Origin of the sequence: Acinetobacter bereziniae, assembly GCF_016576965.1 — a bacterium.
GTDB classification, from domain to species: Bacteria; Pseudomonadota; Gammaproteobacteria; order Pseudomonadales; family Moraxellaceae; genus Acinetobacter; species Acinetobacter bereziniae.
In genome coordinates this window covers 178529-198965 of sequence record NZ_CP066119.1, presented here as the reverse complement: position 1 = coordinate 198965, position 20437 = coordinate 178529, and the positions used below count along the sequence as shown (strand labels likewise).

The 20437-nt window shown below is 39.0% G+C and carries 22 protein-coding genes and 3 pseudogenes; 10 read left to right on the top strand and 15 right to left on the bottom strand.

The features are described from left to right. The first annotated feature begins 107 nt into the window (after positions 1-107). Genes I9192_RS00935 through I9192_RS00925 form a run of 3 tightly spaced genes read left to right on the top strand, consistent with a single transcriptional unit; the run spans position 108 to position 3027 of the window. Positions 108-1259: a LysM peptidoglycan-binding domain-containing protein gene (locus I9192_RS00935; protein ID WP_005034545.1), complete on the top strand. Its 1152-nt coding sequence runs from the start codon at positions 108-110 to the stop codon at positions 1257-1259. Between the two features lie 23 nt (positions 1260-1282). Then, positions 1283-2410, top strand: coding sequence for a DNA-processing protein DprA (dprA, locus tag I9192_RS00930; protein ID WP_005034547.1), 1128 nt, complete (start codon positions 1283-1285; stop codon positions 2408-2410). Between the two features lie 47 nt (positions 2411-2457). After that, positions 2458-3027, top strand: coding sequence for an L-threonylcarbamoyladenylate synthase (locus I9192_RS00925; protein WP_005034549.1), 570 nt, complete (start codon positions 2458-2460; stop codon positions 3025-3027). Positions 3028-3457: 430 nt separating this feature from the next. Here the strand turns inward: I9192_RS00925 and I9192_RS00920 are convergent, their stop codons facing one another. After that, the gene (locus I9192_RS00920; RefSeq protein ID WP_004831959.1) at positions 3458-4357 is read right to left on the bottom strand and encodes a DMT family transporter; all 900 of its coding nucleotides are present in this window, start codon (positions 4355-4357) and stop codon (positions 3458-3460) included. Between the two features lie 156 nt (positions 4358-4513). After that, complete coding sequence (locus I9192_RS00915) at positions 4514-5158, bottom strand: TetR/AcrR family transcriptional regulator (RefSeq protein WP_005034551.1); 645 nt, start codon at positions 5156-5158, stop codon at positions 4514-4516. A 140-nt stretch (positions 5159-5298) separates the two neighbouring features. Here I9192_RS00915 and I9192_RS00910 point away from each other — a divergent pair, with 140 nt between their 5' ends. The 5 genes from I9192_RS00910 (at position 5299) to I9192_RS00890 (ending at position 9578) form a co-directional block, all read left to right on the top strand. Next, positions 5299-6543, top strand: a complete 1245-nt coding sequence (locus I9192_RS00910; RefSeq protein ID WP_200150058.1) for an MFS transporter — start codon at positions 5299-5301, stop codon at positions 6541-6543. A gap of 11 nt (positions 6544-6554) precedes the next feature. Continuing rightward, on the top strand, positions 6555-7301 hold the full coding sequence (locus tag I9192_RS00905) for a helix-turn-helix domain-containing protein (RefSeq protein ID WP_005034555.1): 747 nt from the start codon (positions 6555-6557) through the stop codon (positions 7299-7301). A 183-nt stretch (positions 7302-7484) separates the two neighbouring features. Next, positions 7485-8009 carry a hypothetical protein gene (locus I9192_RS00900; RefSeq protein WP_200150057.1) on the top strand — a complete coding sequence of 175 codons (525 nt, stop codon included), beginning with the start codon at positions 7485-7487 and terminating at the stop codon, positions 8007-8009. A gap of 153 nt (positions 8010-8162) precedes the next feature. Then, positions 8163-8708 carry a glutathione peroxidase gene (locus I9192_RS00895; protein ID WP_004831969.1) on the top strand — a complete coding sequence of 182 codons (546 nt, stop codon included), beginning with the start codon at positions 8163-8165 and terminating at the stop codon, positions 8706-8708. A gap of 261 nt (positions 8709-8969) precedes the next feature. Beyond that, complete coding sequence (locus I9192_RS00890; RefSeq protein ID WP_005034561.1) at positions 8970-9578, top strand: hypothetical protein; 609 nt, start codon at positions 8970-8972, stop codon at positions 9576-9578. Positions 9579-9599: 21 nt separating this feature from the next. On the opposite strand, the pseudogene I9192_RS00885 reads toward I9192_RS00890, so the two are convergent. The 3 genes and pseudogenes from I9192_RS00885 to I9192_RS00875 form a co-directional block, all read right to left on the bottom strand. Beyond that, positions 9600-9785 (bottom strand): annotated as a pseudogene (locus I9192_RS00885) (hypothetical protein); the annotation flags it as partial. Positions 9786-9825: 40 nt separating this feature from the next. After that, positions 9826-11082, bottom strand: coding sequence for a transposase (locus I9192_RS00880; RefSeq protein ID WP_005034183.1), 1257 nt, complete (start codon positions 11080-11082; stop codon positions 9826-9828). A gap of 121 nt (positions 11083-11203) precedes the next feature. Next, a pseudogene (locus I9192_RS00875) lies at positions 11204-11509 on the bottom strand (hypothetical protein); the annotation flags it as partial. Between the two features lie 94 nt (positions 11510-11603). On the opposite strand from I9192_RS00875, the gene I9192_RS00870 reads away from it, so the two are divergent. Next, on the top strand, positions 11604-12047 hold the full coding sequence (locus tag I9192_RS00870; RefSeq protein ID WP_005034566.1) for an ATP-binding protein: 444 nt from the start codon (positions 11604-11606) through the stop codon (positions 12045-12047). 4 nt (positions 12048-12051) lie between these two features. On the opposite strand, the gene I9192_RS00865 is transcribed toward I9192_RS00870, so the two are convergent. Then, positions 12052-12351: a hypothetical protein gene (locus I9192_RS00865; protein WP_005034568.1), complete on the bottom strand. Its 300-nt coding sequence runs from the start codon at positions 12349-12351 to the stop codon at positions 12052-12054. Between the two features lie 225 nt (positions 12352-12576). On the opposite strand from I9192_RS00865, the gene I9192_RS00860 reads away from it, so the two are divergent. Continuing rightward, positions 12577-13164, top strand: a complete 588-nt coding sequence (locus I9192_RS00860; RefSeq protein ID WP_005034571.1) for a DUF4291 domain-containing protein — start codon at positions 12577-12579, stop codon at positions 13162-13164. A 66-nt stretch (positions 13165-13230) separates the two neighbouring features. On the opposite strand, the pseudogene I9192_RS22515 reads toward I9192_RS00860, so the two are convergent. The 9 genes and pseudogenes from I9192_RS22515 to atpB form a co-directional block, all read right to left on the bottom strand. Further along, positions 13231-13500: pseudogene (locus tag I9192_RS22515) on the bottom strand (PIN-like domain-containing protein); the annotation flags it as partial. Between the two features lie 180 nt (positions 13501-13680). Then, on the bottom strand, positions 13681-14100 hold the full coding sequence (locus I9192_RS00850; RefSeq protein ID WP_004831982.1) for a F0F1 ATP synthase subunit epsilon: 420 nt from the start codon (positions 14098-14100) through the stop codon (positions 13681-13683). A gap of 27 nt (positions 14101-14127) precedes the next feature. Further along, positions 14128-15522 carry a F0F1 ATP synthase subunit beta gene (gene atpD, locus I9192_RS00845; RefSeq protein WP_004831984.1) on the bottom strand — a complete coding sequence of 465 codons (1395 nt, stop codon included), beginning with the start codon at positions 15520-15522 and terminating at the stop codon, positions 14128-14130. Between the two features lie 26 nt (positions 15523-15548). Continuing rightward, on the bottom strand, positions 15549-16418 hold the full coding sequence (atpG, locus tag I9192_RS00840; protein WP_004831987.1) for a F0F1 ATP synthase subunit gamma: 870 nt from the start codon (positions 16416-16418) through the stop codon (positions 15549-15551). 88 nt (positions 16419-16506) lie between these two features. Further along, entirely contained in the window at positions 16507-18051 is a 1545-nt protein-coding gene (atpA, locus tag I9192_RS00835; RefSeq protein ID WP_004831988.1) for a F0F1 ATP synthase subunit alpha, read from the bottom strand. Between the two features lie 58 nt (positions 18052-18109). Then, positions 18110-18646, bottom strand: coding sequence for a F0F1 ATP synthase subunit delta (locus tag I9192_RS00830; protein WP_004831989.1), 537 nt, complete (start codon positions 18644-18646; stop codon positions 18110-18112). A gap of 11 nt (positions 18647-18657) precedes the next feature. Then, a complete protein-coding gene (locus tag I9192_RS00825; protein ID WP_004831990.1) occupies positions 18658-19128 on the bottom strand; it encodes a F0F1 ATP synthase subunit B in 471 nt (156 codons plus the stop codon). Between the two features lie 39 nt (positions 19129-19167). After that, positions 19168-19413, bottom strand: a complete 246-nt coding sequence (gene atpE / locus I9192_RS00820; protein WP_000424060.1) for a F0F1 ATP synthase subunit C — start codon at positions 19411-19413, stop codon at positions 19168-19170. 83 nt (positions 19414-19496) lie between these two features. Beyond that, a complete protein-coding gene (gene atpB, locus I9192_RS00815; RefSeq protein ID WP_004831991.1) occupies positions 19497-20372 on the bottom strand; it encodes a F0F1 ATP synthase subunit A in 876 nt (291 codons plus the stop codon). Positions 20373-20437: the final 65 nt, after the last annotated feature.

The window sequence follows — 20437 nt, the reverse complement described above, 5'->3', positions numbered from 1 at the left end:
CTATGCCATTGATCTTAAAACTAAATGAAGAATATGCTTCATTAAAAAAATGTGTGTAATATGCGTATTATAACGCATATAGAGACATAATTTTAGGAATTATGATAATGAAAAAGGTTTTAACTGGCATAACAGGTTTTCATGCCAAGGGGTTCAAGAAACAGTTACTTGCTGTGACACTATGTTTAAGTGCAGGATTCACTTACATGGAAATGACACATGCAAGCCCAAATGTTAATCCACCTGCACTCAAATCCAGTGCACCCAATGTTTATGTGGTGAAACGTGGTGATACCTTATGGGATATCGCAGGGAAATTTTTAAGTAAGCCGTGGCGTTGGCCTGAAATCTGGGCAAGCAATAAACATGTTAAAAATCCACACTGGATTTATCCTGGCGATAAATTACTGTTATGTACTTTAGATGGTCGTCCATTAATCGGCGTGGATGAAGGTGATGGTTGTGAGGGTATTATTCGTCGTCATCAAGGTGGAACATCTTTACGTCCACAAGTACGTGTGGAGTCATTAAACAGTGCAATTTCGGTGATTCCTCTATCTGATATTCAACCGTGGCTAGAACACAGCATTGTCATCAGTCCTGAGTCTTTACAAAATATTCCTTATACCATTGGTGCTGCTGATAATCGTGTGATTACGGGTGCTGGTCAAACCGTATATGCACGCGGAAATGGCTTAGTGGTAGGTCAGCGCTATGGCATTTACCGCGAAGGTAAACCTTATATGTTCCTCAATGCGGAAGGTAAAAAGTTTAATGCGGGACTGGAGTTATCTGAAGTTGCTTCAGCAATCGCAACGGCGGGTGAAAATGATGTCACCACACTTGAATTGACCAAGAGCTACAATGCCGAAGTTCGTAAAGGTGATTATGTTCTTCCTAGCTATGATGCAGAACTACCGAGCTTGTTCTATCCAACCACCACTAATGAAGTGAGTACTGGTGGTAAAGTGGTGCGTGTCCAAGGTTCGATTGGTACAGCAGCGCAACACAGTGTGGTCACTATTGATCGCGGTAACTTACAAGGTGCGAAACCTGGACAAGTATTTAGTATTTATCAACAAGGTGAAGTTGTTCGTGATCCAAAAACCAAGGAATCGGTAAAATTACCAAGTCAGCAAATTGGTACACTGATGATTTTTAAAAGTTTTGATCATCTGAGTTATGCTTATATTTTAGAAAGCAACTTACCGATTAAAATAGGTGCTGAGATCAAACCACCTGCGATTACAGATCAGTGATTTTTCAGTAATGTGATGTAAATATGTTGAATCAAATACCCGATCATCAATTGAATGCCATTCAACTTTGGTATTTGGTTCAACACTCAACCAGCGCCTTCCGTAAGCTAGAGAGTTATTTTGGTTCTATTGCAAAAGCGGTAGCTCCAGAAAGCTTACCCCGCTGGTCTGAACTTAAAATTCATAAAAATCATATCGAGCGAGCCAATGTCTTTGTAACAGCACAAGGACAATCCCAATTTAAAATATGCTTAGATAAAATCCAACAACATAGTGATTTTATTCTGTTAGATACCGATTCAAATTACCCACAACAACTGCTTCCTTATCAAAACCATCCTCCAATTTTATTTGGAAAAGGGTCTTCACAAAACTTGAGTCAACCTCAGATTGCAATTGTCGGTAGTCGAAAAGCCAGTCCGCATGGAAAACAAGTGGCATATGATTTTGCTTATTATTTAAGTGAAAAAGGCTTTTTTATTACCAGCGGGTTAGCGCAAGGAATTGATGAAGCTGCACATATGGGTGGTCTCAAAAACCAGCGAACCATTGCTGTGATTGGTACAGGGTTAGATTTAGTTTATCCAAGCCAAAATCGAAAGTTACAAGAGCAAATTCTACAAAATTCTGGAAGCATCATCAGTGAGTATCTTCCAGAGACTCAGCCTATTTCACGTAATTTTCCTTATCGAAATCGTATTGTGAGCGGTTTAAGTCTAGGTGTTCTTGTCGCAGAAGCACAATTGGGTAGCGGCTCATTAATTACCGCTCAAACGGCGGCTGAACAAGGTAAAATTATTTTTGCCATTCCTGGGCATATTTATGGAGAACACCACCAAGGTTGCCATCAACTCATTCGTGAGGGTGCAATCCTTGTTGATCATCCTGAACAAATTGTGGAAGATTTAGCTCTACCCACCCAATGGCAATGTACACAGCAAGCTGAAACCAACTCACAGCCCCCTGAAATTCCTGAATATTTATTCCAACTCTACCAATTACTAGATTGGATTGGGCAAGACCTAGATACATTGGCTCAAAAATCCAAACTCAACACCGCACAATTAACCAGTTATTTGATGGAATTAGAACTGTTGGGACTCTGCATTCAACAATCTGGACTATACTTACGTTGCCGAGTCAGCTATTAAGGTTCACAATAGCCTTCTATTTTTTCGAACTGACAAGGTGAACATCAATGATTACAACCTCAGTTGCTGAAGCTGCACAAATTCTTCAACAAGGTAAAGTATTGGCTTATCCAACAGAGGCGGTATGGGGTCTAGGTTGCGACCCATTTAATGAACATGCATTTTTAGAAATTCTTAGACTCAAGCAACGCCCTATTGAAAAAGGGGTCATCTTACTGGCAGGTCAGCTTTCGCAAGTTGAACATCTACTAACAAATGTAGACTCAAGTATTCGTGAACAAATCATACAATCTTGGACTCAACGTTCTCACACGGAACGAGCGACAACATGGTTACTTCCAGCAGACGAACAGATTCCACAATGGATCAAAGGTCAACATACACAAGTCGCTGTTCGAGTCACCAATCACCCATTATGTACAGCTTTGTGCAATGCATTTAATGGTTTTATTGTTTCAACCAGCGCCAATCCTGCAAGTTTAACACCAGCTCGCTCACTACAAGAAGCCAGTCACTATTTTGGCTCAGAATTGAATTATTTAAATGGTGATTTAGGTTTAAGCCGAGAGCCAAGCAAAATTATTGATGCCTCAACTGGGCAAATCATTCGTGATTAATCAGAAATATCTCAATCAACACGTCATCTTTTGTGAAAATTGACATTAAAAAAAGCAAAAAAAAACTCAGCCATATATAGGGTTGGCTGAGTATAAAAAAGGATGCGGTTAATCACATCCAGAGGGTATGATGAATTTGATAAATACAGTGTAAGCCAGTTTCATTAAGAAATTCTTAATTGGCTCGATGAAAAATATTATCCTATAAATATTTTTCGAATACAAACATATTATTCCGCCTATTTTTTAATCATACTTTATAATCAGCAATTGATTACAAACTCGCAATATATTTAAGTAGTTAAATTTATTTTATTATTTAAGATTTTGAACGCTAAATTCTTAATTAAAAATAATTTTTGAGTGAATTTAATACTGAATCAGAACACAAAATAGTTGATTAATCGTATAAATTTCACTCATTTTAAATTTAAGATGCAGAAATAGATTTACTTTTTTTGACACTATGTGACTTTTTTTGTGCCAAAGCAATACCGACCAAAATGATGATTCCACCAATTGTATGATAAATCGTCCAATCTTCATGTAACCAAAAATACGCAATAATGGCGGTAAATACAGGCATTAAGTTCATAAAAATACTGGTTCGATTTGGACCCAAATATTGAACCGCCATCATCCAAAGTAAAGGTGCGATCAGGGATGGGAATGCACCTGCATACAGCACACTGGCAACATTACTCGCATTTATCGTATCGATCCCTAAATAAAATACAAAAGGTAAGTGATAAATCAAAGTAAATGCGATTTGTACATATAGACTCAGGAGTAAGGGCACTTTTAATTGCCATTTCTTTAAAAATACGCCATAAAAGGCATAAAAGAACACAGCTAAGACCATGATCAGATCACCAGAATGACCTGCCAATTGAGTCAAATTAGCAAAATCTCCACGCCCGATCACATACACTAATCCTGCAAAAGACAATATGCTCCCGATCACTGCATAGCGATTTGGAATTTCACGCAACAACATCATCGATACCAGTATCGTAAATACTGGAATAAAGGCATTGATAATCCCCATATTCGTTGCAGTGGTGTAATGCGCCGCACTATATGCCAAACCTTGGTACAAGAACATCCCAAAAGCACTCAGTACGGCAAATTGAACAAAGTGTTGACGGATTAAATCCCGTTGCTGCCAGACCTTAGACAACATAAAAGGAGTCAAAAGAATAAATGCCACCAACCAGCGATAAAAACTAATACTGACAGGTGAAATATAATCTGTGACATAACGTGTCACTGCAATATTGAGTGACCAGATCAAGACAGCGATAATGGGTAAACTGACTGCCCACCACATAGGTTTCGTGTTGGTGTACATAACTTCCACTATTCATGAGAACTTGCAAGAATTATCAATGAAGTCTGAATCAATTTAAATATGGCATTTCAGACATCTATAGGGTTTTTCAGACAAATCACTGTAAGGTATTGATATTACCGAATATTCTCAAACCTAAAATAAGTCCCAAGTTTTTATTGCCAGTGCCACCACATTTTGCAACTGTTTTAACCCCACACCATCACGAGCTTGCATGGTTAAACCTTGGATCACCGTAGAATAATAATCTGCCATTGCTTGTAAATCAGCTTGTGGATTTAGATCACCATCTTTTATCCCTTGCTCTAAGCGTTGATAAATTCTTTCTTTGACTTGCTGTCTTTTGAGTAGTAAATCATGTTGAATTGGCGCATGTTCTTGAGAACAATTGATGGTTGCTGTCACCAACATACAGCCTGTTGGTTTATTCTGTTGAACAAGTTTTTTAAGATTTTCATGCAGATAAAGTTCAATCGCAATTTTTGCGGTCTTGGCTTGTTGAAAAATAATATCTAGTGAACAAGCCTCATGTTTTAAGTAATAGGCTAAACAGGCATAAAAAAACTGTGATTTATCACCAAAACTACTGTAAATACTCGGTGCAGTAAGATTGAGTGCTTTGGTTAAATCACTCATCGATGTCGCCTCATAACCAAATTCCCAGAACAACAACATCGCTTTGTGCAATGCCTGTTGCTCATCAAAACATTTGGGGCGACCACGTCCGCGTTTAATCACCTGTTTTTCCGCGACTAAATCATGCTCTTCAGAATCCGCCATAATCTTCACACATATTTTTATAACAAACATTATTAAATTAATTGACAGCTAAGAATTAATCAAATATTTTATTTTTATAACGATCGCTAATCAATTAAAACTCCCTCTCACATTCTCATGCTTTCATCAGGACTATATTCATGAACATGATGCAATCAGAAATTTCGCAACAACCTTCATCAGAGGTTGCCCCCAGTAATCAAGGCAGTTGGCTAGCACTGCTTACCGTTGCTGTCACTGCTTTCGCTTTGGTCACCAGCGAATTCCTTCCTATTGGTGTTCTGAATAGCATTTCTACAGATTTGCATGTCTCTGTGGGTACAGCAGGGTTAATGATTACATTACCAGGCATCATGGCAGCCTTAGCGGCTCCATTGTTACCCGTACTGGTAAAAAATTTAGATCGACGTTATTTGCTACTCGCCCTTGCTGCAACCATGGTTATTGCCAATGCCATTACTGCAATTGCACCGAATTTTGAAATTTTATTAATCAGCCGTTTTATTCTTGGTTTTGCCATTGGTGGCTTCTGGGCAACTGCCATTGCTTTAAGTGGTCGTTTAGCTCCGAGACACCTGCCTATTGCCAAAGCAACAGCGACGGTTATGGCTGGTGTAACTTTAGCGACTGTACTTGGTGTGCCAATTGGCACATGGCTCAGTGATGCTTATGGTTGGCGTACATCATTTGCCATTACCGCTGTCATTGGATTTATTGTGTTGTTGCTGGGTGTCAAATTTATCCCGAGTCTAAAACCAGAATCAGCCATCCATTTTAAAGATTTACCTGCTCTATTAAGAATCAATAAAGCCAGACAAGGTTTAATTATTATCTTATTAATTGGTTTAGCTCACTTTTCTTCATTTAGTTATCTCACACCATTTTTCAAAAATTCAGCAGGTTTTGATAATGCAACCATCAGTTCACTCTTGTTACTATTTGGTGTAGCTGGCGTATTTGGGAATGCGTTTGCTGGTTACAGTGGTAATTTAAATGTTCGCTATACTTTTGCCTTTGTCGCAATTTGTTTTGGAATTGTGTTCTTCGGCTTCCCACTCTTGGCAATTCAACCGATTGGTGCATTTATTCTGACTGCGCTGTGGGGTTTTGCATTTGGTGCGTTTCCAACAACAGCCAATATATGGATGTTTTTACATGCGCCTCATGCAGTTGAAAAAGGCATGCCTTTATTTGTTGGTTTTTTCCAAGTAATGATTGCAACAGGTGCTTTGATCGGCGGCTATATTGTTGATCATTTTAATGCCAACATTTTATTGTATAGTGTACTTAGCTTTATTCTTTTAGCCTTTATTTCAATTTTCACTTTGAGTCGAGGCTTAAATAATCCAAAAACTGAAACCAATGCTATGCAATGTGAGAGTTAAAACTTTTAACCATGTATTCCAATCTGATTTCCGTAGAAGAATTTTTCTATCAGAAACATGATGTCGTCACCCCTCATTGTAATTTATGGGGTGACTTCAATTTAAGCCTAAATGGTACTTTAGAGCTGACAGTTGCAGATCAAACTTATTTATCACCGCCCAGTTATGGTTTATGGATTCCCCCGCAAACTGAACATTGCTGTACAGCGGTCGATGATTTATTAACACATTATATTTGTATCCGTCTTCATCCGCAGCTTTGCCAACAGTTGTCAAGCAACACACAAACATTAAGTATTCGACCATTTTTGCGTCATACCATTGAAGAAATTTTGGATCAGCAAAAGCAAGGAATTCCTTCTCCAACATATCATCAACACCTATTACAACTGTTGGTTGATCAAATTCAAAATAGCCCCTGTTATGAACACTATTTACCGCAAACAAATCATCCCATTTTAAAGCCAATTCTTGAACAGCTTTCAGATACCCAACAATTTAACCGCGGCTTACAGGAAATTTTAGATAGCTTTCAAATTACTGAACGACACGCACTTCGACTCAGCCAAGATTCGCTAAAACTGTCTCTGTCTGAATGGCGCAATCGTGCCAAAATCATTCATGCTATTTCACTGATTCAACAAGGTTTTTCAGTGAAAAAAATCAGCCTAGAATTGGGATACCAACACACTTCTAGCTTTATTGAATTTTTTAAACGTTATACACAGCAGACACCTGCTCAGATGCGAAATATTTAGATTAGGACCTCTTTTGAGTGACAATTTTCACTTTATTGCTAAGCTTATGTACAAAAATACTATAGAAAATTGCCTTAAAATTGTGCATTTTGCATCTTATGCTCAAAATTAAGCATATAACTTTATGAATATGTAGACTTAGGGTCAGGTTCTTAAGAATTTTAAATAATGAAGGGTTTTATAATGAAAAAATTACTACTTGCTACGCTATGTGCTTCAGCATTGGCTTTAACTGCGTGTGACAAAAAACCAGCAGATGCTACGTCTGGTACAGACAGCAAACCAGCTGCTGCGGCTGTTTCACTCAGCACCAACAATGCTGCGGATATCAAAAGTGACTTAACTGCACTTCAAACAATGTCTACAGCGAAAGCAAAAGAAGCATTAAACTTCCAAACTGAAGTTATGCAAGCTGCTCAAAAAGGTGATAAAGATGCGCTGAAAGGCGTTGTTGATAAAATGAAAACTTATGTTGATGGCTTCAACAAAGACCTTGATGGTTTAGCACTTAAGAGTACTGAAGTTGCATCAGTACGTGACAAAATGAAAGAATCAAACAACCTAGGCGTTGAAATGTCTGAAGCTGGTTTAGCAAGTTCACCAGATCCACAAAAAATTATGGAACTTCAAAAGAAAGGTACTGAGTTACAGCAAAGCCTGTTAACTGAAATGCAAGCGCTTCAAACGAAAGCCAATGCTGCACCATAATCAATTCAATTTGATTCATGCTAAAAGCAGGTCTCTTGATCTGCTTTTTTTATTTGCACTTAGATACAAATGCAACTTGCCGAAATCATGCAATATCGTTAAAACATTAAACATATTTTTCTACTTGAAGACTTAATGTTTAAGGATAAAGCCATGAGCAATTCTGTATACGATATTCCAGTCAATACCATCAAAGGTGAGCCAGTTACCTTGAATCAATATCAAGGTAAAGTCCTGTTAATTGTCAATGTTGCTTCTAAATGTGGGCTAACGCCACAATATGAGGGGCTTGAAAAACTTTATACCGAAAAAAAAGATCAAGGATTTGAAGTTTTAGGCTTTCCTGCAAATAACTTTCTTGCTCAAGAACCCGGTAGCAATGATGAGATCGAGCAATTTTGTTCATTGACCTACAATGTCGACTTCCCACTTTTTGCAAAAATTTCTGTGGCTGGCGATGACAAGCACCCGCTCTATGATACTTTAATTCATTCAATTCCAGAGCGAATTGGTGAAGGTCCATGGTGGAAAGATTTAGTCGATTACGGTTTAACGCCAAATCCTAAACCAGAAGTGCTTTGGAACTTTGAGAAGTTCTTAATTGGAAAAAATGGTGAAATTGTGGCACGTTTTGCACCAGATATTACTGCTGATGACCCACGCATCACTTCAGCAATCGAAGCTGAATTGGCTAAATAACAACACAACTTTAAATAACAGCGCAACTTGATACTAAACATCGTAAATTGATGCTCTAAAGACTTTAGCCTCATTTTATAGAACATTCGATACTCACGATTAAATAAGCGTACGAGTGCAACCATTGCACTCGTATTTGACTCTTTTAAAGAATTGAATGGTTCACGTTACAGTCTGTATGCCCTTTGCAACAATCCTCAATCTCTACATTTTTGCATCCTATATTCACTACATAGCCCATCAAATGAATTTTGGATTTCAATGAAAAAGTTACTACAAGGTGCTGTTTTACCTTTTATTATTTTTACTTCAGGCATTTTACTTTTGGGCTGTAATCAAGCCGCTGAACAATCACATCAACAACAAGACACTCAACAGACTGAATCAACTCAAGCATCTGATTCAGCACTTGAGCAAAAATCAGAAGTGCCCCATAAAAGCGCTGAGGATTTAAAATCGGGTAACCTGTTTTATATCGCTCGCGATGTCGCCGATGTTCAATTAAAAACGGGTGATTATATTGAGAAACTGCAACAGACTCAGTCTGATTTGCAACAAGCTATTCAATCTAAAGATCATGTTGTCTTACAACAAACTGTAAAAGATCTGAGTCGAGAGCTACAGGGCTTTAACACTGCTTTAATTTCCCTAGATCTAAAAAGTCAGGAAATAGATGGCTTACGCCAGCAAGTTTTACAGAGTAATCAGCAACTTCTTAACTCTGCACTTTTAAATGGCGACTTGGATATTTCAAAAGTTGATTTCAAGAAAATTGAACAGCAAATGAATAATATTCAGATGGATATGCTTAAACTTGCCAGTATGATGATTCCCAACTCAAAAGATACAGCTTCTTCTGAACAAAGTTGATCCGACATCTGATTGATTCATTTAGATAGGCTTTGCAACATTACATGACGGATCTTGTCCTAATGCTCGTTTTGCATCAAGTTTAAAACGTGCTTGAGCAGATTTATAACCTACTGGTAAGAATAGTGTTAATCGGGTTCTATTCTTACCAATAGATTCCACCAGAGTTTTTGATAAATAGGCTCCACCCCATATGCGCCGAGTTAAGCCATAATAACTCTTCAATTATTTGAATTTCATCATAAATTCATTTGATCATAAACTGTAATTTCCGCTTTCGCCTGCGTTCTGACAGGCTATAAAGTATATCCTCTGTAAATTCAGAGCGCATCGGAAACAATGCCATCAAACCTGCTTTAACTTGATTTTGTATTAGAGTGAGTGGTCGCCAAAGACTTAACGGACGTTCATTCCAAAACTCAAATAAAGTTGTATGCGGAAATTTTTGCACAATCAATTTTTCTAATAAGACCGCATAGAGTAACTTACCCAATAAATAAACCTCTGCAAGCATACTTCCTTTCTTAGCGCGTAACTTATCAATATTTAATATACTTTTCAGTCGTTTAAATGCTATTTCAATCTGCCAACGTGCTTGGTAAATATTCTTGATTTGTTCTGCCGAAAGACGTGTTGGTGGCAAAGTACTGATGATCAACATCCAATTAGCCAAATACAATGTGATCGCTTTTGGTGGGTTCTTTGCACACCTTTTACTGGATTGCCTCTTAATTTTTCGACGTACTTGCTCTGCGTCTGCTTCACTTCTAGGAAATGCATGAATATATACTTTGTAGTATTTTTGCTCTGTTTTCGTTCCTCCTATCATCCAAGCTTCTATCACTTGCGGTTGATTAGAATTTTGATTTAATTTTTCTTGCCAATCTATTTGTTTGAACTCTATATGATCGTTTTTTATTATTTTTTCATAAGTCAGCATCGAATTTGGGTTGTACCGAATCACTATTTCTACCCCCATATCAACAACAGGAAGGATGGTTTTTGTGCGACTGTAGCCACGATCGGCAATCACCACATCTCCTTTCTCAAACCTATGATGTTGTAAACTTTCTGCGACTTTACGAGTACTGAGTACAACTTCAAGTAAAGATAAATTCCATAAGTCCATTGCTGTATGTAAGCGATATGTCGCTCCATCTGCACCGCGTTCTTGGATGCTTGTACTATCAACGATTACAAAACGTAAGCTGTCGTCACTTTGTCGGTGTGTGATTTTAAACATATGAATTATGAGTGATTTAATCCAGTTTATGCTCTTACATAATCGTTCTTTAATCGCATCATCGGACAGACGACCATATGTTTGAGCAAACACGCCTGCACAGCTTTTCAATGATAAATCGTGTACACAATACAACATGATAATTTGAAAAAGTTCTTCAGGGCTTTTGATTTTTCTAATGCGTTGAAATGCTTCATGTTGGTAAGCGAGTTCGGAAAAATGAGTAGGAAGGGCTTGCATTAATTGTTCAAATACATTCATGATTGTGACTTAATGATGGTTGTTGGTAAATATTCACAGTAAGAGGTTAATATCTGCCACACCATCATCACAAATTTATTAATGTTTTCCAATGCTTTAACTCTTAACTCGGCGCATATGAGGCTCCACCCTCTGTACGTGCGAATAAAGTCCCCATTTCCAGATCTTGTTCTAATTTATTGTCAGTAAATACAAACTCATGTTCACCAGTAAAAGCAACACATTGACCATATGCCATTTTTAAGTTTTTAAAGGCAATAATATAATCAATATTCAACTCCGTTTCCAAACCATTATTGACTGAATTTGCCACCAAATTGGCTTCAGTGGGTAGGTTCGGTGTAGTGACAAACTGACTTTGACAAGCACTCAGACTGCCGAAAATAAATACGGAAAATATAGAGCGAAATTGAGTATATTTTTTCATTTTAGATTTATAAGCGTTCTCAACATTGAATCAATTGTAGCAAAATTCATAAACATGGTTTAATACGGAATTCATCGTATTTTTGTAGTGTTTCATGCAACTGATTCTATTCACAGGTGTACAAGCTTCTGGTAAATCAACATTTTATCAACACTATTTTTACCATACGCATTTACGTATCAATTTAGATATGCTGAAAACAAGGCATCGTGAGAATATGATCTTTGAAGCAGAGTTGGCTTCAAAAACCAAAATTGTGATCGACAATACCAACATGCGCCAGATAGATCGCGCCCGTTATATTCAACGTGCCAAAGCTGTAGGTTTTCAAGTTATTTCTTATTATTTTGAAACAGACCTCGACCGTACTTTACAGCGTAATGCTCAACGCTCAGGTAAAGCCAATATTCCCGAAAAGGGAGTAAAAGCGACCTTTTATAAACTTGAAATTCCCAAAATTTCTGAAGGCTTTGATACGTTATTTAAAGTAAAACTCATTCCAAACGATGGTTTTGCAATTCAGCCTGTTGATCTATAAAAATTTAGTCTTGCGCTGTTTTCCATACTTTAAATGCCATTTGCATTTGTTGTTGAATTTGTACAGGGACTTTATTGCGTTCTAAATTGGAAAAATCACCACGATAGGTTTCTGCCACAATTGAATTTGCCAAATCTTCGATTGCAATTCGTCCTTTGTGCTGATATTGCGCAATATCTGCTTCAGTGAGTGCAATATCCCAACAAGATACAACTGAGCTCATATCGACAGCAATACTGAGATAGTATTGGTCTTGGGCTTGGTAGAGTTCCCAAAAGTGTGCTTGTTGGTCAATGAGGTGCATAGTGATTTATTCTAAATACAATGTTTTAACATATAAACTTAGCAATGAATTGAAAATTCGACTTTAGCAAAAAATGTATCAAATCACTTAGCTTTATAATAAATTTTAAAGTGTCATATTGCCAATTAATAAAATTTCATATAGAATAATTCAAGAGACAACAAAAGAACTTAAGCATCTTGCTAAAAAAACAATTTATAAAAACACAATTTCTATTGGAGAAAAATGAATAATTTTAAACAAATACGTGCATTTCAAGCCGAAAATACCATACGCGTTTATCAAGCATACAATCCTCCCCTTGCACAACATGCGGTAAAACATGGTTTCTTAAATAATCCATTTTTTAAAGAAAGCCGTATGACTTGGATTAAACCATCTTATTTATGGATGATGTATCGCTGTGGATGGGGTTATAAAGATGAAGGACAGAAAAGCATACTTGCGATTGATATATCTAAACAAGGTTTCGATTGGGCTTTAGAACATAGTTGTACAAGCCATAAAGCTGAACACATGGACAATGAAACTTGGCAACATTTTAAAGATCAACATCCAGTACGTATTCAATGGGATCCAGAAAGAAATCTATACTTAGAACCTTTGGACTATCGTGCAATTCAAATTGGGTTAACAGGTGAAGCCGTTCAACACTATATTCAGGATTGGATTGTGAATATCACAGACATTACCCAAGAAGCGCAACATGTACATCAGTTGGTTTTTGATGGAAAATTGGATGAAGCAACGGCTTTGTTACCTAAAGAAACTCTGTATCTTCCAAATATTAGTAAAAAAGTGGGTGAACTTTAATAACAATGCATATACTTTGTATCTAATACTTCGTACATTATTAACTTTAATGAACTTTTCGATCTATTAATCCTTTGACTGAGTAAATTTAATTTGATCTTTATATACTTGTTTATCAACTATACTTTTATATATCGAATCCTTTCCATCATTTAAAATACTTTTTAGTTTATTATATTTATTTAAATTATTTGAAATAATATTTAGTCTTCTATTCTCAAATTCTAGTCGTACTTGAAATGGAATGAAGGCTCTATCTTTTACATGTTCAATAGAAGAAAAAATCTTCTCTAATGTTTCTGATTGATAAAAATATAGATTAAGTAATACATTCGTATCAAATACGAAAAAAGTGTTCTCTGCTTAAAGTATAGATTTAATATTCTCTACACTTTCTATCTCGTAACAATTAAACATTTACAAATTACTGCGCTAAATAATTTTATTTAGTAAATATATATTTTTAACCATAAAAAAACCACCCTCTCGGGTGGTTTTTCAATCGCCAACTGCGTCTTATTGAGCGCGGTTTTTGATTTTGCGGATGGTTTCCAACTGAGCAGCAGTTTCTGCAAGCGCAGCCAAAGCAGCAGCAGCGTCCAAATCGCTCTTTTGATTTGCAAGCAACTGTTCAGCATTTTTACGTGCTTCAAGAATTGCAGCTTCATCTAAGTTGTCAGCACGAACTGCAGTATCTGCAAGAACCGTAACGACATGCGGTTGAACTTCTAGAACACCACCAGATACATAGATTAACTCTTCTGTACCGTTTTCAAGCAGAACGCGAATCGCGCCCGGCTTGAGCAAAGTGACTAACGGCGCGTGACCAGGCATAATACCCAATTCACCGCCAGCACCTTTTGCGATAAGCATTGTCACAGTGCCTGAGTACAAAGACTCTTTAACACTTACAACATCACATTGCATAGTCGACATGTGAATCTCCTAAATGAGAGTTGCTAATTAAAGCTTCTCGGCTTTAGCGATCACTTCGTCAATACCACCAACCATATAGAACGCTTGTTCTGGGATGTGATCGTATTCACCAGCTAGAAGACCTTTAAAGCCACGAATTGTTTCTTTAAGTGGTACAAGTTTACCAGGAGCACCAGTAAACACTTCAGCTACGTGGAACGGTTGAGAGAAGAAACGTTGAATCTTACGTGCACGGTACACAGTAAGTTTGTCTTCTTCAGCTAACTCGTCCATACCCAAGATCGCAATGATGTCTTTAAGCTCTTTATAACGTTGCAATACGTTCTGTACAGAACGTGCAATTTCATAATGCTCAGCACCAACAACCAATGGATCTAACTGGCGTGAAGTAGAGTCAAGTGGATCGATCGCTGGATAAATACCAGAAGATGCGATGTCACGGCTCAATACTACAGTTGCATCTAAGTGAGCAAATGTAGTTGCAGGCGATGGATCTGTTAAGTCATCGGCAGGTACATATACCGCTTGGATAGATGTAATCGAACCAGACTTAGTCGATGTAATACGTTCTTGAAGAACACCCATCTCTTCTGCAAGCGTCGGTTGGTAACCTACTGCAGATGGCATACGACCTAAAAGAGCAGATACTTCAGTACCAGCCAATGTGTAACGGTAAATGTTGTCAACGAACAACAATACGTCACGGCCTTTACCGTTTTCATCTTTCTCATCACGGAAGTATTCCGCCATCGTCAAACCAGTTAACGCTACGCGTAAACGGTTACCTGGTGGCTCATTCATCTGACCGTAGACCATTGCTACTTTGTCAAGAACGTTAGAATCTTTCATCTCGTGATAGAAGTCGTTACCTTCACGAGTACGCTCACCAACACCAGCAAACACAGATAAACCTGAGTGTGCTTTCGCGATGTTGTTGATCAATTCCATCATGTTTACAGTTTTACCAACACCGGCACCACCGAATAAACCAACTTTACCACCTTTTGCAAACGGGCAAAGTAAGTCAATGACTTTAATACCTGTTTCTAAAAGGTCAGTAGAAGCTGCTTGTTCAGCATAAGAAGGTGCTTGACGGTGAATCGGTAAACGCTCTTCAGTCGCTACAGGACCAGCTTCGTCGATTGGGCGACCAAGAACGTCCATGATACGACCTAAACATGCAGTACCTACTGGTACAGAAATTGGCGCACCAGTATTAGACACGTTTAGACCACGTTTAAGACCTTCAGTAGATCCCATTGCGATGGTACGAACTACACCATCACCAAGTTGTTGCTGAACTTCTAAAGTAGTTTCAGTACCGTCAACTTGGAGAGCGTCATAGATCTTAGGAACGCTGTTGCGTTCAAACTCGACGTCGATAACCGCGCCGATGATCTGAATGATACGACCGCTACTCATTGCTGTCTCCTCAATTCAAAATAATGTTAAACGGCAGCGGCACCACCAACGATCTCAGAAATTTCCTGAGTAATCGCGGCTTGACGCAGCTTGTTATAAATGAGTTGTAGGCTCTTGATAAGCTCACCTGCGTTATCAGTTGCAGCTTTCATTGCAACCATACGTGCAGATTGCTCACATGCGATGTTTTCAATCACACCTTGATAAACCATAGACTCAATGTAACGAACCAACAAACCATTTAAAAGCTCTTCAGCTTCTGGTTCATATAAGTAATCCCAACCATATTGACGGTTAAGATCTTCGTTCGTATCAGCCGCAGCCAAAGGAACGAGTTGTTCGATTTTTTGGTTTTGAGTCATGGCATTGACAAAGCCGTTTGACACAAGATAAATACGATCTAATTCGCCTTTATCGAATGCATCTAACATCACCTGTACAGAACCAGTTAACTGTTCAAGACTTGGTGCATCACCTACGTTTGTAGTTGCTCCAAGTACTTTACCGCCGTAGTTTTTAAAAAACGAAACCGCTTTTTGACCAATCAAAGCAAATTGAACTTCAATTGACTGCTCTTGTTGCTGTTGGACGTGTTTAACCACTTTTTTGAACAAGTTAATGTTCAAACCACCAGCAAGACCACGATCTGAAGAAACAATGATATAGCCAACGCGTTTTACTGGGCGTTCAACCATATAACGATGTTTGTATTCAGGATTCGCTTGTACCAAATGAGCAATTACACGGTGCATATTTTCGGCATACGGACGGCCCTGAGCCATGCGCTCTTGCGCACGACGCATCTTAGAAGCTGCTACCATCTGCATCGCGCGAGTAATTTTCTGCGTGCTTTTGATACTAGCTACTTTGGCGCGAATTTCTTTTAAATTTGCCATACGCTTAACCTAGTATTCGAAAGCCCTTTCGAGCTTCCGAAGGTTGATCCGTGAACCAAACCTTAACTAGATTCAACATCGTTGAATCTTAGTAAGTTTGAGTCGCTTTAAAGCTTTCAATACCTGCTTTAATTGCAGCTTCGATGTCTTTGTCGTAGTTACCAGTTGCATCGATGTTTTGCATTAACGCAGCATGCTCTGAACGGAAGTAAGAGATCAACGCAGTATCAAAGTCTACGATTTTCTTCACTTCAACGTCAGCCATATAGCCTTCGTTAGATGCATAAATTGAAACTGCTTGGTCAGCAATTGAATATGGAGCATATTGTTTTTGCTTCATTAATTCAGTTACACGTTGACCATGTTCAAGTTGCTTACGAGTTGCTTCGTCAAGGTCTGAAGCGAACTGAGCAAACGCAGCCAATTCACGGTATTGTGCAAGAGCGGTACGGATACCACCTGACAATTTTTTGATGATCTTAGTTTGAGCAGAACCACCAACACGTGATACAGAGATACCCGCGTTCACAGCAGGACGAATACCTGCGTTGAATAATGATGTTTCTAAGAAGATCTGACCGTCAGTAATCGAAATTACGTTTGTTGGTACGAATGCAGATACGTCACCCGCTTGAGTTTCAATAATTGGCAATGCAGTTAATGAACCAGTTTGGCCTTTAACTTCACCATTCGTGAATTTCTCAACATAGTCAGCAGATACACGAGAAGCACGCTCAAGTAGACGTGAATGAAGATAGAACACGTCACCTGGATAAGCTTCACGACCTGGTGGACGACGAAGAAGCAATGAAATTTGACGGTAAGCAACAGCTTGTTTAGACAAGTCATCATAAATGATAAGCGCGTCTTCACCGCGGTCACGGAAGTACTCACCCATTGTACAACCAGCATAAGGTGCTAGATACTGCATCGCTGCAGGATCAGCAGCAGCTGCTGCTACAACAGTCGTGTACGCCATAGCGCCAGTTTCTTCAAGCTTACGTACTACGTTTGCAATTGTTGATTGTTTTTGACCAATCGCAACGTATACACATTTAATGCCTGACTGCTTTTGAGCAATGATCGCATCGATCGCCATTGCTGTTTTACCAGTTTGACGGTCACCGATGATCAACTCACGCTGACCACGACCAACAGGGATCATTGTATCTACTGATTTATAACCAGTTTGTACAGGTTGATCCACTGATTGACGCCAAATAACACCTGGTGCTACTTTTTCAACAGCATCAGTAAGTTTTGCATCAATAGGGCCTTTACCATCAATTGGGTTACCCAAAGCATCTACTACACGGCCTAAAAGTTCTGGACCAACCGGAACTTCTAATACACGACCTGTGCAACGAGCTTTTTGACCTTCTTGAAGGCTTAAGTAGTTACCTAAGACAACGGCACCCACTGAATCCTGTTCTAGGTTCAGTGCCATACCAAATAAGCCGCCGTCGAATTCGATCATTTCACCGTACATTGCATCAGCAAGGCCGTGAATACGCACAATACCGTCGGAAACCATAACAATGGTCCCTTCGTTCTTAGCGGTCGCGCTGGTGTCCAGATCGCCGATACGCTGTTTAATGAGCGCACTGATCTCGGATGGATTCAGTTGTTGCATTGCGCTATACCTCAATCTTTTTAAAGTTCAGTCTTCTGTTCGCAGTTATTTTTAACAATTACGCTAGAAGACGAGTCCGCATTTTTTCAAGCTTGCTAAGCGCAGAATCATCTATCACTTGGTCGCCTGCACGAATAACAACACCAGCAATCAATGCTGGGTTTACTTCAACTGTAATTTTCACAGCGCTGTTCAAACGTTTTTCTAACGCATGAGCCAACTTCTGTTCTTGCACTGAGTCCAGCGGGAAAGCTGACTCAATCACAACATCTACAGTGTTGTTATTTTGCGATTTGAGTTGTTCAAATTCTGTGTCGATTTCAGGTAACAATGCTAAACGACCATTGTCTGCAAGAAGTGTCAAAAAGTTTGACACAGCTTCAGTTTGTTCGTTACCTAAAACTTTCGCAAAAAGACCAACCTGCTCAGCAGGTGTCAACTCAGGGCGATTTAAATAAGCGGAAAATGCTTCATCTTGCACCGCAGCACTGAGCAGTTGTAATGCATTTGACCAAGCGTCAGTTGCATTTTGCTCAGATGCATAAGCAAATGCTGCTTTAGCGTATGGGCGTGCCAACGTCAAGAGTTCAGCCATATTCGCCTCTCTTAAAGTTTAGCAGCCAGCTGATTCAGCATGGCATTATGAGCTTCTGCGTCAACTTGTTGGTTCAGAATTTTCTCTGCACCAGCAACTGCAAGAGCAGCAACTTGTTGACGTAATTCTTCACGAGCAGAATTGATGTCTTGGTCAACAGCATCTTTCGCTTGTTGACGAATACGCTCACCTTCAGCAGATGCTTGAGTACGCGCTTCTTCGATCAATTGTGCCGCACGACGGTTCGCTTGTTCGATCAATTGAGCCGCTTGTGCTTTCGCCGCATCAATTTCTTGCTTAACTTGTGCTTGTGCATCAGCAAGATCAGCTTTCGCTTTCTCCGCAGCGTTTAAGCCATCAGCGATTTTACGCTGACGCTCACTAATCGCATTGATTAGTGGTGGCCATACAAACTTCATGCAGAATGCGACAAATATCGCAAATGCAATCGCTTGGCCAAACAATGTGAGGTTGATATTCATTGCAAATTCCTCAAATAGTGAATTTCGGAATTAAGCTGATTAACCTACAAATGGATTAGCGAAGATGAAGAACAAGCCAATACCAACACCGATCATAGGCACAGCATCAAGAAGACCCGCGATTAAGAACATACGAGTTTGAAGTTGTGGAGCCAATTCTGGTTGACGAGCTACAGCTTCAAGGAAGCGACCGCCTAAAAGACCAAAACCAATCGCAGTACCTAAAGCACCAAAAGCGATCAAGATAGCAGATGCAATTGCAACTAGACCTAAAGTGAGTTCCATGATAATTCCTCAGAGGTTAGGTTTATACCAAATTAAATTAAAAAAATTATACCTAACCACCTGATGACAGTTAGGCAATACCATTAATGTTTTTCGCTTGCCATGCTCAAGTATACGATTGTTAGCATCATGAAAATGAAGGCTTGCAACGTAATAACAAGAATGTGGAAGATAGCCCAAGGCACAGACAACGCCCATTGGATCCAGAAAGGTAACAACGCGATCAAGATGAAGATCAACTCACCCGCATACATGTTACCGAATAGTCGGAGCGCCAATGAAATTGGACGTGCAAGGAATGTTACCAATTCTAGAATCAAGTTCACTGGAATCAATAACGCTTTTGCAACTGGGTTACTTGGATTAAATGGGTTAAGTGCTAATTCACCAACGAAACCGCCGATGCCTTTTTCACGGATACTATAGAACAAGATCAACGCAAATACAGACAATGACATACCAAGGGTAATGTTAGGATCTGTAGATGGAACAACCTTGAAGTAAACGTGGTGAGGGTCCATGCCAAATACACTTGCACCAATTTGTTGTGCTAGATAAGGAATCCAGTCAACAGGAATTAAGTCCATCGCATTCATGAGGAAAATCCACACAAAAATGGTCAAGGCTAAAGGTGCAATTAAACGTGATTTACCATGAAACGTATCACGAACACTTGAGTCAACAAACTCGATAATCATTTCGATTGCAGACTGGAACTTGGTAGGAACACCAGAGTTTGCAGCTTTCGCCACACACCAGAATATCAAACAGAAAATCAAACCAAGGCCAATTGACCAACCCATTGAATCCAAGTGAATAGCAGTGAACCCCATCTGTTGAGCTTCTGCACCATTCTCAGCCAATTTCCAAGTACCATCTGGCATTTTGCCATAGGTCATATTGGTCAAGTGATGCTTGATATACTCGGTCGAAGTCAGGGCATGTTCTTCAGCAGCCATAAATCACACCTGGTCAATGTCAAATAATAAATAGGGTTAACGAATATCGCGTGCTGCATGATATC

Excerpts from the sequence above, each read along its gene's own strand:
- I9192_RS00935 (WP_005034545.1), top strand. The coding sequence starts at position 108 with ATGAAAAAGGTTTTAACTGGCATAACAGGTTTTCATGCCAAGGGGTTC.
- dprA (WP_005034547.1), top strand. The coding sequence starts at position 1,283 with ATGTTGAATCAAATACCCGATCATCAATTGAATGCCATTCAACTTTGG.
- I9192_RS00925 (WP_005034549.1), top strand. The coding sequence starts at position 2,458 with ATGATTACAACCTCAGTTGCTGAAGCTGCACAAATTCTTCAACAAGGT.
- I9192_RS00920 (WP_004831959.1), bottom strand. The coding sequence starts at position 4,357 with ATGTGGTGGGCAGTCAGTTTACCCATTATCGCTGTCTTGATCTGGTCA.
- I9192_RS00915 (WP_005034551.1), bottom strand. The coding sequence starts at position 5,158 with ATGGCGGATTCTGAAGAGCATGATTTAGTCGCGGAAAAACAGGTGATT.
- I9192_RS00910 (WP_200150058.1), top strand. The coding sequence starts at position 5,299 with ATGAACATGATGCAATCAGAAATTTCGCAACAACCTTCATCAGAGGTT.
- I9192_RS00905 (WP_005034555.1), top strand. The coding sequence starts at position 6,555 with ATGTATTCCAATCTGATTTCCGTAGAAGAATTTTTCTATCAGAAACAT.
- I9192_RS00900 (WP_200150057.1), top strand. The coding sequence starts at position 7,485 with ATGAAAAAATTACTACTTGCTACGCTATGTGCTTCAGCATTGGCTTTA.
- I9192_RS00895 (WP_004831969.1), top strand. The coding sequence starts at position 8,163 with ATGAGCAATTCTGTATACGATATTCCAGTCAATACCATCAAAGGTGAG.
- I9192_RS00890 (WP_005034561.1), top strand. The coding sequence starts at position 8,970 with ATGAAAAAGTTACTACAAGGTGCTGTTTTACCTTTTATTATTTTTACT.
- I9192_RS00880 (WP_005034183.1), bottom strand. The coding sequence starts at position 11,082 with ATGAATGTATTTGAACAATTAATGCAAGCCCTTCCTACTCATTTTTCC.
- I9192_RS00870 (WP_005034566.1), top strand. The coding sequence starts at position 11,604 with ATGCAACTGATTCTATTCACAGGTGTACAAGCTTCTGGTAAATCAACA.
- I9192_RS00865 (WP_005034568.1), bottom strand. The coding sequence starts at position 12,351 with ATGCACCTCATTGACCAACAAGCACACTTTTGGGAACTCTACCAAGCC.
- I9192_RS00860 (WP_005034571.1), top strand. The coding sequence starts at position 12,577 with ATGAATAATTTTAAACAAATACGTGCATTTCAAGCCGAAAATACCATA.
- I9192_RS00850 (WP_004831982.1), bottom strand. The coding sequence starts at position 14,100 with ATGTCGACTATGCAATGTGATGTTGTAAGTGTTAAAGAGTCTTTGTAC.
- atpD (WP_004831984.1), bottom strand. The coding sequence starts at position 15,522 with ATGAGTAGCGGTCGTATCATTCAGATCATCGGCGCGGTTATCGACGTC.
- atpG (WP_004831987.1), bottom strand. The coding sequence starts at position 16,418 with ATGGCAAATTTAAAAGAAATTCGCGCCAAAGTAGCTAGTATCAAAAGC.
- atpA (WP_004831988.1), bottom strand. The coding sequence starts at position 18,051 with ATGCAACAACTGAATCCATCCGAGATCAGTGCGCTCATTAAACAGCGT.
- I9192_RS00830 (WP_004831989.1), bottom strand. The coding sequence starts at position 18,646 with ATGGCTGAACTCTTGACGTTGGCACGCCCATACGCTAAAGCAGCATTT.
- I9192_RS00825 (WP_004831990.1), bottom strand. The coding sequence starts at position 19,128 with ATGAATATCAACCTCACATTGTTTGGCCAAGCGATTGCATTTGCGATA.
- atpE (WP_000424060.1), bottom strand. The coding sequence starts at position 19,413 with ATGGAACTCACTTTAGGTCTAGTTGCAATTGCATCTGCTATCTTGATC.
- atpB (WP_004831991.1), bottom strand. The coding sequence starts at position 20,372 with ATGGCTGCTGAAGAACATGCCCTGACTTCGACCGAGTATATCAAGCAT.